This window comes from Pseudoalteromonas sp. Of7M-16, assembly GCF_022347805.1.
Taxonomy (GTDB): domain Bacteria; phylum Pseudomonadota; class Gammaproteobacteria; order Enterobacterales; family Alteromonadaceae; genus Pseudoalteromonas; species Pseudoalteromonas luteoviolacea_F.
In genome coordinates, this window is record NZ_JAKRFY010000001.1 from 321,599 (window position 1) to 334,818 (window position 13,220).

Below are 13,220 nucleotides of genomic sequence, written 5' to 3' on the forward strand. Positions count from 1 at the left end.
TATCTTTCATATTAATCGCGTCCGATTTCCACGTTCAAAGCCGTGTGAATTTTAATCAATTCAAAATTAATACAATGCCATTGACTCAAAACGCAAAGCACTATTACATATTTACCTGTGAACAATTTTTGTTCACTTTTAATGTGATAAAGGAAATTAAATGAATAAGAAAATGACAATGGCAGTCATGGGACTGGCTATGGGACTAGGAACTTCGCTTGCTGTTTTTGCTAGTAATGGGTATACGCATGGCTGTAATTGGCAATCACACGGTACACTAGAAAATTACTGCAGTTTTCAAGCTTATGTTTGTCAGTGGGGTTATACACCGGGTTACGACTGTCGTACCATTAAAGCGCAATGTATGAGTGATTGCGGATAACATAACAAGATTAGTAGGCTCTTTTACATAGAGTCTACTATTTTCTTTCTCGCCTTATCATTGCCATACTGAATCAGCAATATGGCTTTGTATACCTTCTTGATGAATACATATCTAATGTGCCTACGCACTTTGCTGTCACTTTCCCAAAAAACACATTTAAAAATCACAAAAGAATTCCACACAATAGACAAGTAGTAGTTTCAAAGTTGATAAATTCAGCCCCTTGCTCAATCATAAACAATATAAAATTATTAATGTAGACAGGTATTAAATCCTATATTTTTCAATCTAAAATAGTAAATCCCATGTCATCTACAGCTGAGTGAATTTTAATCAATTCAAAATTCACACTATTTATTGACTCATTCCATCAAGCGCGATTACATATTTAGCTGTGAGCAATTTTTACTCACAGTTAAAATGATAAAGGAAATACAATGAATAAAAAAATAGCAATGGCCGTCATGGGGCTCGCCATGGGGTTAGGTACTTCTCTTGCTGTCTCTGCAAGCAATGGCTATACGCATGGCTGTAACTGGCAAGACTTTGGTACATTAGAAAACTATTGTGGATACCAGTTTTATGTGTGCCAGTGGGGCGGAACACCTGGATATAACTGCCGCACGATTAAAGCACAATGTATGCGCGACTGTGCATAATTAATCATCCTGAGCGATAGTACCTGCTATCGCTCATTTTAGCCCGGTGAATAGAACAATGAATATAATAAAGTATCTGGTGATTTTTGCCCTTACCCTCGGTCTTGGCTGGTTTGGTGGGGGCTATGGTATGCAGGCGATCCAAAGCTTATTTGCAAGCCAACAAATTGAAAAAGGGGACTATAGCTCATACGGTGTAAATTCTACGACCCCCATTAAGTTATATACCACACAGTGGTGCCCATTTTGTAAAAAAACAGCACAGTATTTAGAGCAACGTAATATTGCCTTCGTAAAAGTGGATATTGAGCAAGATGCCGAAGCACTTAAAGAATTTGAGGCTCTAGGCGGTGAGGTGTTACCTCTGATCTTGGTATCTGATGGCTTGATCCGAGGTTTTAACCAAGCCGCACTAGAAGCACAATTAAAGAGCCACCAGCTGCTCTAGCCCTCACGCGAAGGGTCAGCATGCTGCAATACTAGACCCTTTTTGCGCCACCACTCAAACATACTAATTAGCACGACTTCAGCACTTATCTGTGGCTGCTATGATATTGTACTTTCTCAGGTATCGAGCCGCCACGCTATAGTTCACTAAACCAGACCGTACAATGTGAACTCATTCCTATCCGCTCGCTAAGCGCTATCGAGGAGCTTTGCTTTATACACATAATTAAAATTACTTACATTCTAGAGCGGTGCCAAATGCCATAGTTGACACAAGTTATTTGCGCAGCTCAAAGCGACTCACAGACGCAATAATACAAGGATTTTAAATTAATCGGACTTTACACAATGCAACAAAACTCACGTTTTTACTTCATTGATAATTTACGCAGTATAGCGCTATTGCTTGGGGTTATTTTCCATGCAGCAATTGCCTACGGACCTTATTTTAAAAACATATGGTTTAGTGCGGATCCTAATACCAATGTATTTTTCAACTACCTCGCAAACTGGCTACATTTGTTTCGGATGCCACTATTTTTTTTAATTGCCGGTTTTTGTAGTGCACTGCTTATTGCTCGAAAAAGTGAGCAAACCTTTATCAAATTGCGCTTTAAACGCGTCTTAATTCCTTTTTTTGTATTCTATCCAATCATCATTGCAGTGTTTCTGCATATCTTCATGTGGGGTACAGAGATAGCCAATCCCGTTCCGGCACTTTTTGGGGTAATTCAAGCCATTGAGAATCCACAGATCAGTACCATACATTTGTGGTTTTTATGGGTCTTAATGCAGCTTTGTATACTTCATTGGTGTTTAACTCGCTTGTCTGACGTTTACAACTACCTGTCGAAAGTAACTATAAACCCGCTCGTTTTGTTACTCGTGCTCGTACTGTGTAGTTTTATATCACTATTAGAGCAACCCGTCCCTTTCCACGCCCCGGACATGCTGTATCCTCAATTTTGGGCATGGGGCTTTTATGGTGCTTTTTACTTTGCAGGCGCAATTTTATATAACAATCTACAGGTGATCGCTCGAGGAGTTAAAAGCACTTTGGTTATCACTGGTATAGCGATTGTATCGCTTTGGTACTACTTCCTGTTACTGCCGGCATCGCCAACTCTCACACAAGTAATTGAAGCCGCACAACAGGGCTACTTTGCACCATCAGGTGTACAGCACTCGCTGCTAGTGGCGATGCAAGCGATTGCAATTGTCAGCTGGACCGCATTGGCGCTAATTCTTGGTTACAACTACCTAAACAAAGAGAGTAAAGTGAGTCGTTACATCTCAGAGTCATCGTACTGGGTGTATTTAGTGCATGTGCCAATTTTGCTTTATATGCAGCTTCCACTTACTAATATCGACTTACCTGCTTCCATTAAGTTTATTTTCAGTGTGAGCGGCACCTTGGTTATCTCATTGGTTAGCTATCATTATTTGATCAGAGGGCGCTTTATAGGTCATTTATTAAATGGAAAAAAGCCCCCATCATCTCGCTCCCCAAAGAGCGAAAATAACGCGTTAGCAAAATAGCCTCATTGAACGGGGGCAGAGTCCCCCACCTTGTGCGGTGTTGAAAAGGCAAATCCAACGGAATCACTTGAATTGTCATCCCATGCCAATACAGTACTGATGTCAGCGCTTATACTAACCCCTTATCAAAAGCTTTTAATACCGCCTGAGTACGATCATTAACGTCTAATTTTGCCAGGATCTGCGATACGTGATTGCGGATTGTGCCATCTGAGTTGTTTAAAGTGATTGCGATCTCTTTGTTGGGCATCCCCAAAGTCAAACATTTTAAAACCTGAAGCTCTTTTGTTGTTAGCACCATTTGTGGCACCAACTGCTTTTTTAGTAAGTAATCGGTGAGTGCTTTTTGCAATACTTGCTGCCCTGCTACCACCTGTTTAATGGCCTCAATGAGATCTTCAAGCTCAATGCTTTTTAAAACATACCCTTTTGCCCCTAAATTGACGGCATTGACTAGCGTATCACAATCTTCGAAAGTCGTGATGATCAGCACAGGAGGTGTGGGCTGAGGGAGTTTTTGCATTGCGCTTAATACCCCTAGGCCATCTAACTCAGGCATGCGCATATCTAACAGCATTACATCAAACTGGACCTCTTTAATTCGCTCCAATGCTTCAATACCGTTTTGAGCAACACCAGTGACTCTAATACACCCACTCAGATTCAGTAGACTTTCCAATCCCAGCCGAACTAAAGTTTGATCTTCAACCAATAGACATGAAATCATCACTCTTTTCCTAGCTCAAGGGGTAAAATCATAACATTCAAAAGCTGACTGTTCTCAAGGGATTGCTCAAAGTGACCACCGAATTGTGCCACTCGCTCAGTCAAGCCAACTAAACCATTACCCGCTTTGGGCAGCTTGGACTCTTTTTGGCTGTGCCATGCCTTGGCGACTAACAGCTCGGTCTCCCCTCTTACTTCTACCGAGACATGTAAAAAGAACTCTTCTGCCTGAGTATGTTTTAACGTATTACTGATCATCTCTTGGCAAAATCGTACAATGCACAGAGTTTGCTGCTGCGAAATCCTTTTTTCATCGACATCTAACACTAAGTCACATCGCAACATAGGTGTCATGGCAATAATCTCTTTTAACGCATGCGCAAGCAAAGCACTGTCATTGCGTTGCACAGAGACGATATCGCGTACCTCCGAGAGCACCTCTTGGCTAAGTTGATGGCATGTCTCGAGCGACTTTGCGACATCGTTAGGTGCAACCCGTTTCGTAAAGTCTAAGTTTATGCTCAAAGCGGTTAACTTGTGGCCAAGTGAATCGTGCAGCTCTCGAGAAATATGCTGCCGCGTTTGCGCGGCCGACATAATAGCCATCATATGCTGCGCCGCTTGGAGTTCTTTGTAGTTTTGTCGCGATTCATAGTGCATATTTAAACTTTCGACTATTCGACGGCTGACAAACCAATTCATACTGCAAAAAAAGAACCAGACAACAAAAGTTATCCAAGGGATCTCACCTTGCCAGCGTTCAAAATGATACAGGCCATATGCAAACATTATCAAAGAAACAAATAGCATGACCTTGGGAAACGAAAAGTGTGGGCTAAATACCGCAGAAAACATCACGGCATGGATAAATAACAATGTTGTAGAAGAAAGAGGCACTAATGACAATATCAGTAAAAGATAGCAAACAGCGACAAGAACTACGTGTTTATTAGGGTTTTTTATTACATAAAATAATAGCAGCAGTATGGCTACACTCACAGGTAGCTGCAGCAACAAGGATGTTGACGAATTGGCATAGTATGCACAGGCACAGGTCACCCCGAGCCATGAAGCTATAGTTGAAAAGCGCCAATCTGTTGTGTGTCTGATCTGAGAGCCCATGGTGTACTACTTTGTTTTTTAACCATTATGGCAAATGTGTCGGTTCAAAAACAGTGACAGATGTCATAGGTTAAATAGGCTATTTGTGACTAGTGGCGGTCTGATTTCGACGGTTAGCATATGTGTATTGAAAGAAATAGAGAGTCTATAATGCAATACACACCACGCTTTCACTTCATTGATAACTTGCGCAGCACTGCACTTATACTGGGCGTCATCTTTCATACAGCCCTCGCTTATGGGCCATACTTTAAAAACATTTGGCTTAGTGCCGATCCAAGTAACTCGGTATTTTTTGATGTGCTTTCAAATTGGCTGCATTTATTTCGCATGCCACTGTTTTTTGTTATCGCAGGCTTTTGTAGTGCATTAATTATCCAACAAAATAGTACTTATGCGTTTATCAAATTAAGGCTAAAACGAATACTCATCCCCTTTATTATATTCTTCCCTTTATTGGCAGCCTCGTTCGTACATGTACTCACTTGGGGTGCAGATATTGCCGATCCTGTACCCGCTATTTTTACTGTCTTTAAAGTTATTAAAACACCACTGATTAGCACCATGCATTTGTGGTTTTTGTGGTTACTAATGCAGCTTTGTTTATTACATTGGGTGATAATGCATATTTCAACCCGATGCCAATACCTGTGCAGCGTCTTCGCAAAGCCAATTATCGCGTGTTTAGCTATTGCCACACTCAGTTTTGCTGCACTGCTGGGCCAGCCTGTGCCGTTTCCCGCACCCGATAAGATCCAGCCTCAATTATGGGGGCTCGTTTTTTACGGGGCTTTTTATGTTATGGGCATAGGATTCCACCACAAACCGTACAGGCTAGAATGCAGTATCAAGACAATCATATTAACAACAATTATTGCGCTGATATCAGTAAGTCTTTACCTAACTTATTTGCCAGAACCACCAACATTAGAACAAGTAATTGAAGCTGCTAAACAAGGTTCCTTTACACCAACAGGTTGGCGACACATGCGATTAGTGGCCATTCAAGCGGTTGCCATAGTAAGTTGGACTGTACTCGTACTACAGTTAGGTTACCTCTTTTTAAATCGAGCAAACAGGTTAAGCCGATACCTTTCAGAAGCGTCGTATTGGGTTTATTTGGTCCATGTTCCGCTGCTACTTTATATCCAGTTTCCTCTCATTAACCTCGACTTGCCTGTATTTGCAAAGTTTACAATAAGCCTACTTGCCACCTTATCAAGCTCTTTATTTACCTACCACTTTCTAGTCCGAGGGCGTTTTTTAGGTCACTTATTGAATGGTAAAAAAAAGCCTGAGTATACATAAGGGGAGTAGCCCATCTGCACTTTGTTTCGGATATTACCAAGCAGCAGTCACTAGATGGCATACCCTGTGTGGATGCTGCTGCCAGCGCTTAACAATATTGGGGGACTTACTCAAACTCTTTGCCATTCTCAACAACGGTAAACTTAGAGCTATGTATTAAGTTGCCTTTGGCACGAATTTCAATGTACCAATCACCGGGAGTCGCTTCATATGGATAATCAAAGTAGTATGCAAAGCCCCAAATATACTCACCATTGTGCCCTGAAATATCCACCTTTCGATTTAATTGAGACCTTTTCTCGCCGCTAGGGAGTGTCATTTCAGGATAAGAGATCCGAACATCAAGGTTAGTTACATGTTCAGGGATAGATAAAAAAGCAATACCAATTTCAAAGCCGGTGCCCAATCTATTAGGGATGATCCAAGTTCTTTCTTTAAGCGTTTTTGATTGTTCATCTACGTTCATCACACCGCTCAGTGAACCTTCATCTTGGATAAGTTCGCCACCTATTTTTTCTATATAAGAATGGACAAACACCACAGACTCTATCTTACTTCTGCTTGACTGCGCTGCCATAGAAGCAAAATTTGATAACACAAGAATACAAAACAGTAGCGCTTTTAACATAGTTCACCTCTGTTCACTCATTTCACAATGAGCGCCACTTAACCGATAAATACAGCCGATAAACAGGCTACCTTTGGTGATTGACCTGCAAAGTTATTCAACCTTTGGGTACACTCCGTGTTCAACAATATAAACTACCAACACAACCTAAGCCAATAACAATCTCCTACATCATTTAGTAAGATAGCTCGGTATTGCTTGTCAATTAGTTCACACGTCTACTGTGCCAAACGCAACTCTTGAAGCTAAAAAGTGCATAAGAGCTCAAGTGATAAATTGTAATCAAAGTTTGAATTGTAAGAGAAGAAGGGGTGATACTTGTTTGACAAAAGGCCTGCAATGCAGGCCTCAAATGGTGATTTATGACTGTGCAACAGGCTGCTGCGCACCCTGCGCATCTGCTTGTTTGCCTAAAATACGATGCGTAATTGTACCCGCAGTCATAGAGCCAGAAACGTTCAAAGCAGTTCGTGCCATATCAATCAGTGGCTCAATAGAAATTAGTAACGCTGCAATAGTCACTGGCAGTCCCATCGCGGGCAATACTATCAATGCCGCAAACGTCGCGCCTCCACCAACACCTGCGATACCAAATGAGCTGATCGCCACAATTGCCACCAAAGATAGAATAAACGAGATATCCATCGGGTTAATGCCCATACTTGGAGCCACCATCACAGCCAGCATCGCAGGGTAGATCCCAGCACAACCATTTTGACCTATTGTCGCGCCAAATGATGCCGACAAATTAGCAATCGCAGGCGGTACATTGAGCTTATTGATTTGCGTGTCTACGTTCAAAGGGATAGTGGCGGCACTGCTGCGCGATGTAAATGCAAACGTCAGTACAGGCCAAATTTTCTGGAAAAACTGTTTAGGGCTTACACCAAATAGACCAACTAGCAGACCATGTACGACAAACATCAAAAAGATCGCCAAGTAAGACGCCACGATAAAACCAAGCAAATTAGTGATATCCGCAAGGCTTGATGTTGCCACGACCTTCGCCATTAACGCCGCTACACCGTATGGTGTAAGTGAGATCACCATTTTCACTAATCTCATAACCACAGCTTGTAATGTTTCAACGAAAGTTCGGATCGGCGCTTCTAATTCTTCGCGCTCGGCCATCACTTTGCGTGCCGCTACGCCTGTTAAAATACCAAAAATCACAACCGCGATAATTGAAGTAGAGCGCTCCCATGCCAAATCTTGAAAAATATTGGTTGGAATGAAGCTCAACAACATTTGTGGAATTGAGAGCTCGCTAACCGTTTCACTTCGAGATGCCAAAACCGCAATCCGCGATGTTTCTCGCGCCCCTTCAGTTAAACCTTCTGCGCTCAACCCAAATAATTGCGTAATAAAGATACCAATAAGCGCCGCGATCATTGTCGTGACAACTAATACAGAAATAGTGATGCCGCTTATTTTGCCAAGTGCACCTGATTTTTCGAGTTTTACTACAGCAGCTATCATCGACACCAGTACCAATGGCATGATGATCATTTTAAGCAATGCGACATAACCGCTGCCAACAACATTAGTCCAATTTAGGGTTTCTTCTATGGCCTTATGCCCTTCCCCCAACGAAAACTGCAAAGCGAAACCAAAAATACTGCCCAATGAGAGGCCAATTAAAACAAGTCGAGAAAGCGTTGCGCCTTTTTTCTGAGTTTGGAATAGGAGAACGAGAATTGCAGCAAAAACAGCAAGGCTCACCATAGCGATGAAGGACATATATTTACCTTTGAGTGCTCAATAAGAGAGAAAACCTAAAAGAAGATAGTTCGGAATTTTTTCCTAGCGCGCACAGTAATAAATTATTGCATTACTGAAAAGAATGATTCGGAATGAGATATATTTTCGAGTTATTGAATTGCTGCTTTTTTGACTAAAACGAAGCGGGTACAAAGTGGCAGTGTATATTTTAAATGGCATCCATGAAGCCTTGATGCCAATTTGATTGCCTATAAAGCATCTAGATCATTTTGCAGCGCCTCTAGCTGATCCAAAATCGCTAAGAATTTCTCGCCAAATGGCGTCACCTTATACTCGACTCGCGGCGGCAGCTCGTTGAACACCTGTTTATCTAAAATTCCAAACTCGACGTTGCGCTTAAGGCATTGATTGAGCACTTTGGTTGATAGCCCTTCGACTTGTCGCACCATTTCCCCAGGTCGATTGACCCCGGCTTTTAGTAATTGATAGACGGTTAAAGACCACTTACAGCCATAAATAGTCTCGACCATTCTCGCACTCGATTGCGGTGCTAACTTTCTTGAAATTTTTTTCTCTTGTAAAGTCATAAAGATGTACCAAAAAGTACCTACCTAACCAAATTGTACTTACTATTCAGGGGCTTTTGTTAAAATTAATATTATCACGACTTTCAAAAACAAGAGACGTGATTATGACTTTTTCCAGTAACGGCACAGCCCTTATCATTGGCGGTTCAAGCGGCATGGGCTTTGAAACCGCCAAACAACTCCTGCAAGCAGGTGTCAAAGTTGAAGTACTCGGCAACAATACCAATAAGCTAAACACCGCGGTTGGTGAACTTAGCACATTTGGTGACGTTAAAGGCCTGCAAATCGACCTATATGATATCAAGGCAGTCGAGCAACTAGCACATAGCATCGCCAGCACGGACATACACTATGGCTACCTCGTCAATGCAGCAGGTTATTTTTCGCCTACTCCTTTTGTAGAACATACCATTGCAGACTACGATAAATACCATAACCTCAACAAAGCGACTTTTATCCTGACTCAGGCTGTAGTAAAAAACATGCAACGTTTTGGTGGGGGCAACATTGTCAATATTGGCTCTATGTGGGCAAAACAAGCAATAAAAGCAACGCCTTCTTCAGCATACTCCATGGCAAAAGCGGGATTACACGCCCTGACACAACATTTGGCCATGGAGCTTGGCGAAACCAATATACGCGTCAATGCGGTTGCCCCTGCGGTAGTCCAAACCCCCATTTACGAGTCGTTTATAGCACCTGAAGATATGCAACAAGTGCTCGCATCATTCAATGATTTTCACCCAATTGGACGAGTTGGCGAACCTCTGGATATTGCCCATAGCATCTTATTTTTATTATCCGACGAGGCGAGCTGGATAACGGGCACAATTGTGGATGTCGATGGCGGAGTGATGGCCGGTAGAAATTAGGCAAGATTACTCACTAGGATCCAATCAAGACGAGAATATTATGCTAAATATGAATTTTACTGAACAAGTCATTGTCCATACTGTCGATCAACCTTGGTTAGCCAGCCCAGCCAAAGGAGTCTGGCGCAAACCTCTGGAACGTGAGGACAAAGAGTCAGGGCACACCACCAGCGTTGTAAAATACGACGCAGGTTCAAAGTTTCAGCCACACCCACACCCGATGGGAGAAGAGATATTTGTACTAGAGGGCGTGTTCTCTGACGAGTATGGAGATTACCCGGCTGGCACCTATTTGCGCAATCCACCAAATAGTGTGCATGCCCCTTTTAGCCAACATGGTTGCGTTATTTTTGTAAAACTCAACCAATTTGATCAACAGGACACACAAACAGTGCGGATCAATACCAGAGAAACTACGTGGCAAAAGGGGCAAGGCAATTTACAGGTTATGCCACTACACAGTTTTGCGCATAAACATACAGCCTTAGTTAAGTGGCCCGCCAACGAGCAATTTGTGCCACACAAACACTTTGGCGGAGAGGAAATTTTTGTTTTAGAGGGCGAATTTATTGACCAGCATGGCAAATACCCAGCAGGTACATGGCTGCGCAGCCCACACATGAGTGAACATACACCCCATGTCGAGCAACCAACACTAATTTTGGTGAAAGTGGGACATCTGGGGACGATTGAACGGTGACATGACGTTGTTGTGAGACCTGTTGCTTGGTTATAATTCGCGTACATAACGATACTTATCGCCGCTTACTCGGAGCTCAACCATGAAAAAACTCTCTAAAGTACAAGAAAAACAACAAGCGCTTGTACTAGACGTCGCAGACCGACTCGAAGCACAAGCCCGCGAGGAAATCCCCGGTATGTTGCAATGCTGGTTTGATATGGAGTTTCATCTCTTTCCAAGCTCTTTACTATTGTGCTTTCAGTTTGACAGCGAACAAGCCCTAGAAGCTGCAAAACCAGAGCTACTTAAATGGCAAAAGCGCCTCAGTGCAGCCATGGTTAAAAAGGGCGTGATCTTAAAAGATATGCGTAAACACTTAGTGTTTACCATGAATGGACCTGAGGATTAAGTCTGGTTAATTCAACCGTTCAAGCGGCTGAAAAAATGCCGCCAGACGCAAACGCCAGCCTTATACATCTACGCTCAACAAACGATGAATATCGAGAAAAGTTGAGCCAATTATTCACGCTCAATGTCGCCAAAAGCCAAACTGATTTAGTCTGTCGTTGATTCAAGGAATAAGATTTAACAACAGCGTTTTAAAGCCATTTTTACGCATGGGTAGCGAGATAAAAAAATCCTATGCGAAGTATTACAACACCTCGTCTTCCCAACAAAAAAACCTAAATAGTCTGGCAGGGCCTTAATTGGCCTCTCGCCTTTTTATGCTCCGCAACAAGCTGAAAAACAGTGTAAAACCACCAACAAGACAAACATTCAAACCATTGATTTTTAAAATTATAATTTTGATAAGTTCTATTTTTAGTAGTTTATAAATTATCGATAAGACTCGACATCTCATGTTTCCTAAAGTGGACACCGACTTATAAAGGAAAACACAATTATGCTTACAACCTCCCTCCTAATGACATCCACATTAATTGGCACAGCAGGCTTAGGTGATTTAGACACACTCCCACAACAAGCGATAGAACCTATAATGATTACACTGCCAAAGGGTGAATATACGCTGCGTGACACAGAAGGCAAATATCTAAACCGTACTGTACAAATAGCGCCATTTTCACTCGGTAAATATGAAGTCACCGTTGCTGAGTTCAACCAGTTCATTCAAGCGACAAACTATACAATGCCGGATAAGTGCTATCACAAAACAGCCAATGGTCTCACTTTTGAAGCCAAAGGCAACTGGCAAGCCAACGATAAGTCTACCGGGTTTTATCACCCTGTTACGTGCATTACATGGCATGCCGCCCATGCATACACACAATGGCTCGCAAAAGTAACCGGCAAACCCTACCGATTGCCCACCTCGGTGGAGTGGGCATACGCCGCCAAAGCAAAACAATCCAGTGATTACTATTTTGGCGATAAAGACAGAAACCCACAGGCCTGTGACTTCGAAAATGTGCGAGATTTAAGCTCCGAAGGCGAGCGACAATTTCACACTAATAGCAGCAATGGCCGCCTCAAGTGGGACTGCATCGATAACACTGGCTATACCAGCGTGGTGGGTACATTCAAGCCAAATCAGTTTGGTCTCCATGACATGTTGTCAAACCTAAATGAAATGACGCTCAGCTGCCCTGAAGATTGGGGAGCCACTGAGACAAGCGAGCAAAATTGTCACACCAAAATCAGTGTAGGTGGAGATTGGAAATACGGGATAAAACCCTATTTTCACCGTTCAAACATGCCAACAGATTTCTCCGGGGCAGTCGAGGGCTTCCGTATTGCTTTATCAGGCTTAGCACCACCTATCGAACAACAAACTTTAAGAACCGCCGTATTTAAAGCCAGCCTTGAGGCTGCCCAACACGCTGCTCGCACTCAAAATAAGCTTGCAAGTGAAATTCCCGATGCAGTACAACAACTAAAAATCAAACAAAATGGGTTATTAACTCACTTAAGCTGGCAAAAAAGCCCTGATCCTGAGGTCTCAAGCTATCGTGTTTATCGCAGCTACTCCAGTCGGGGTGCATTGAAGCTCATTGCAAACAACGTATTAGATCCCTACTTCACTGACGCGAATAGTGACGTTTTTACATATCGCTATGCTGTAGTTGCAGTTAAGCACTTTATGCAAAGTGACTATAGCAATCAAGTTTACGCTTCGCGGGTACATACTCATATACTACCAGGGCGTATTGAGGCCGAGAATACGGTTGGAAAAAACCGTAATACGGTAGAAATAACCAATGACTTAGATGGACGTTACCACATCGGTGGTTGGCGTGGTGTACTCCCAGAACAAAGCGGTCGTTATAAAATAAAAGTCTCAAAAGCGGGACTATACAAGGTCCACTCCCGGGTTGCCTCTAAAGAAAGTAACCAAGGGTTTACGCTCTCTGTAAATGGCAAACAATATCCGTTCCCAATTACCGACACGGGTGGTTTTCAGCATTGGCAGACACAAGAAGGAACCGCGATTTTCTTAGAAAAAGGCGAACATCACCTCGACCTTGCAGTCACTGAAGGAAATTGGCGCCTAAACTGGATTGACATGCATCCAATGTAAACTC

The 13,220-nt window shown here is 42.6% G+C and carries 14 protein-coding genes; 9 read left to right on the forward strand and 5 right to left on the reverse strand.

The features are described from left to right. Positions 1-160 precede the first annotated feature (160 nt). The 4 genes from MHN81_RS01470 to MHN81_RS01485 all read left to right on the forward strand — a co-directional run bounded on the left by MHN81_RS01470 (position 161) and on the right by MHN81_RS01485 (position 3,030). Positions 161-382, forward strand: coding sequence for a hypothetical protein (locus MHN81_RS01470; RefSeq protein WP_023400882.1), 222 nt, complete (start codon positions 161-163; stop codon positions 380-382). 440 nt (positions 383-822) lie between these two features. Continuing rightward, complete coding sequence (locus tag MHN81_RS01475) at positions 823-1,044, forward strand: hypothetical protein (RefSeq protein WP_023400881.1); 222 nt, start codon at positions 823-825, stop codon at positions 1,042-1,044. A gap of 58 nt (positions 1,045-1,102) precedes the next feature. Further along, positions 1,103-1,492, forward strand: a complete 390-nt coding sequence (locus MHN81_RS01480; protein WP_023400880.1) for a glutaredoxin family protein — start codon at positions 1,103-1,105, stop codon at positions 1,490-1,492. A 347-nt stretch (positions 1,493-1,839) separates the two neighbouring features. Then, the gene (locus tag MHN81_RS01485; protein WP_239424854.1) at positions 1,840-3,030 is read left to right on the forward strand and encodes an acyltransferase family protein; all 1,191 of its coding nucleotides are present in this window, start codon (positions 1,840-1,842) and stop codon (positions 3,028-3,030) included. Between the two features lie 109 nt (positions 3,031-3,139). Here MHN81_RS01485 and MHN81_RS01490 read toward each other — a convergent pair whose 3' ends face one another. Beyond that, entirely contained in the window at positions 3,140-3,757 is a 618-nt protein-coding gene (locus tag MHN81_RS01490) for a response regulator transcription factor (protein WP_239424855.1), read from the reverse strand. Next, positions 3,757-4,878 carry a histidine kinase gene (locus MHN81_RS01495; protein ID WP_239424856.1) on the reverse strand — a complete coding sequence of 374 codons (1,122 nt, stop codon included), beginning with the start codon at positions 4,876-4,878 and terminating at the stop codon, positions 3,757-3,759. Before MHN81_RS01495 ends, MHN81_RS01490 begins: the two co-directional genes overlap by 1 nt. A gap of 150 nt (positions 4,879-5,028) precedes the next feature. Here MHN81_RS01495 and MHN81_RS01500 point away from each other — a divergent pair, with 150 nt between their 5' ends. After that, complete coding sequence (locus MHN81_RS01500; protein ID WP_239424857.1) at positions 5,029-6,186, forward strand: acyltransferase family protein; 1,158 nt, start codon at positions 5,029-5,031, stop codon at positions 6,184-6,186. A gap of 106 nt (positions 6,187-6,292) precedes the next feature. Here the strand turns inward: MHN81_RS01500 and MHN81_RS01505 are convergent, their stop codons facing one another. The 3 genes from MHN81_RS01505 to MHN81_RS01515 all read right to left on the reverse strand — a co-directional run bounded on the left by MHN81_RS01505 (position 6,293) and on the right by MHN81_RS01515 (position 9,123). Further along, a complete protein-coding gene (locus MHN81_RS01505; protein ID WP_023400878.1) occupies positions 6,293-6,814 on the reverse strand; it encodes a DUF3859 domain-containing protein in 522 nt (173 codons plus the stop codon). 360 nt (positions 6,815-7,174) lie between these two features. Continuing rightward, positions 7,175-8,554: an L-cystine transporter gene (locus tag MHN81_RS01510; protein WP_239424858.1), complete on the reverse strand. Its 1,380-nt coding sequence runs from the start codon at positions 8,552-8,554 to the stop codon at positions 7,175-7,177. A 230-nt stretch (positions 8,555-8,784) separates the two neighbouring features. Then, positions 8,785-9,123 carry a helix-turn-helix domain-containing protein gene (locus MHN81_RS01515; RefSeq protein ID WP_023400876.1) on the reverse strand — a complete coding sequence of 113 codons (339 nt, stop codon included), beginning with the start codon at positions 9,121-9,123 and terminating at the stop codon, positions 8,785-8,787. Positions 9,124-9,227: 104 nt separating this feature from the next. On the opposite strand from MHN81_RS01515, the gene MHN81_RS01520 reads away from it, so the two are divergent. From MHN81_RS01520 to MHN81_RS01535, 4 genes are all read left to right on the forward strand, one after another. Then, on the forward strand, positions 9,228-9,995 hold the full coding sequence (locus MHN81_RS01520; protein WP_023400875.1) for an SDR family oxidoreductase: 768 nt from the start codon (positions 9,228-9,230) through the stop codon (positions 9,993-9,995). Between the two features lie 40 nt (positions 9,996-10,035). Continuing rightward, positions 10,036-10,695, forward strand: a complete 660-nt coding sequence (locus tag MHN81_RS01525) for a cupin domain-containing protein (RefSeq protein WP_239424859.1) — start codon at positions 10,036-10,038, stop codon at positions 10,693-10,695. Between the two features lie 82 nt (positions 10,696-10,777). Continuing rightward, positions 10,778-11,086, forward strand: a complete 309-nt coding sequence (locus MHN81_RS01530; RefSeq protein ID WP_239424860.1) for a hypothetical protein — start codon at positions 10,778-10,780, stop codon at positions 11,084-11,086. A gap of 495 nt (positions 11,087-11,581) precedes the next feature. Then, positions 11,582-13,216, forward strand: coding sequence for an SUMF1/EgtB/PvdO family nonheme iron enzyme (locus MHN81_RS01535; RefSeq protein WP_239424861.1), 1,635 nt, complete (start codon positions 11,582-11,584; stop codon positions 13,214-13,216). The last annotated feature ends 4 nt before the right edge of the window (positions 13,217-13,220 follow it).

What these genes read in the sequence shown, in the direction of transcription:
- MHN81_RS01470 (WP_023400882.1), top strand. Translation starts at nt 161, where the DNA reads ATGAATAAGAAAATGACAATGGCAGTCATGGGACTGGCTATGGGACTA.
- MHN81_RS01475 (WP_023400881.1), top strand. Translation starts at nt 823, where the DNA reads ATGAATAAAAAAATAGCAATGGCCGTCATGGGGCTCGCCATGGGGTTA.
- MHN81_RS01480 (WP_023400880.1), top strand. Translation starts at nt 1,103, where the DNA reads ATGAATATAATAAAGTATCTGGTGATTTTTGCCCTTACCCTCGGTCTT.
- MHN81_RS01485 (WP_239424854.1), top strand. Translation starts at nt 1,840, where the DNA reads ATGCAACAAAACTCACGTTTTTACTTCATTGATAATTTACGCAGTATA.
- MHN81_RS01490 (WP_239424855.1), bottom strand. Translation starts at nt 3,757, where the DNA reads ATGATTTCATGTCTATTGGTTGAAGATCAAACTTTAGTTCGGCTGGGA.
- MHN81_RS01495 (WP_239424856.1), bottom strand. Translation starts at nt 4,878, where the DNA reads ATGGGCTCTCAGATCAGACACACAACAGATTGGCGCTTTTCAACTATA.
- MHN81_RS01500 (WP_239424857.1), top strand. Translation starts at nt 5,029, where the DNA reads ATGCAATACACACCACGCTTTCACTTCATTGATAACTTGCGCAGCACT.
- MHN81_RS01505 (WP_023400878.1), bottom strand. Translation starts at nt 6,814, where the DNA reads ATGTTAAAAGCGCTACTGTTTTGTATTCTTGTGTTATCAAATTTTGCT.
- MHN81_RS01510 (WP_239424858.1), bottom strand. Translation starts at nt 8,554, where the DNA reads ATGTCCTTCATCGCTATGGTGAGCCTTGCTGTTTTTGCTGCAATTCTC.
- MHN81_RS01515 (WP_023400876.1), bottom strand. Translation starts at nt 9,123, where the DNA reads ATGACTTTACAAGAGAAAAAAATTTCAAGAAAGTTAGCACCGCAATCG.
- MHN81_RS01520 (WP_023400875.1), top strand. Translation starts at nt 9,228, where the DNA reads ATGACTTTTTCCAGTAACGGCACAGCCCTTATCATTGGCGGTTCAAGC.
- MHN81_RS01525 (WP_239424859.1), top strand. Translation starts at nt 10,036, where the DNA reads ATGCTAAATATGAATTTTACTGAACAAGTCATTGTCCATACTGTCGAT.
- MHN81_RS01530 (WP_239424860.1), top strand. Translation starts at nt 10,778, where the DNA reads ATGAAAAAACTCTCTAAAGTACAAGAAAAACAACAAGCGCTTGTACTA.
- MHN81_RS01535 (WP_239424861.1), top strand. Translation starts at nt 11,582, where the DNA reads ATGCTTACAACCTCCCTCCTAATGACATCCACATTAATTGGCACAGCA.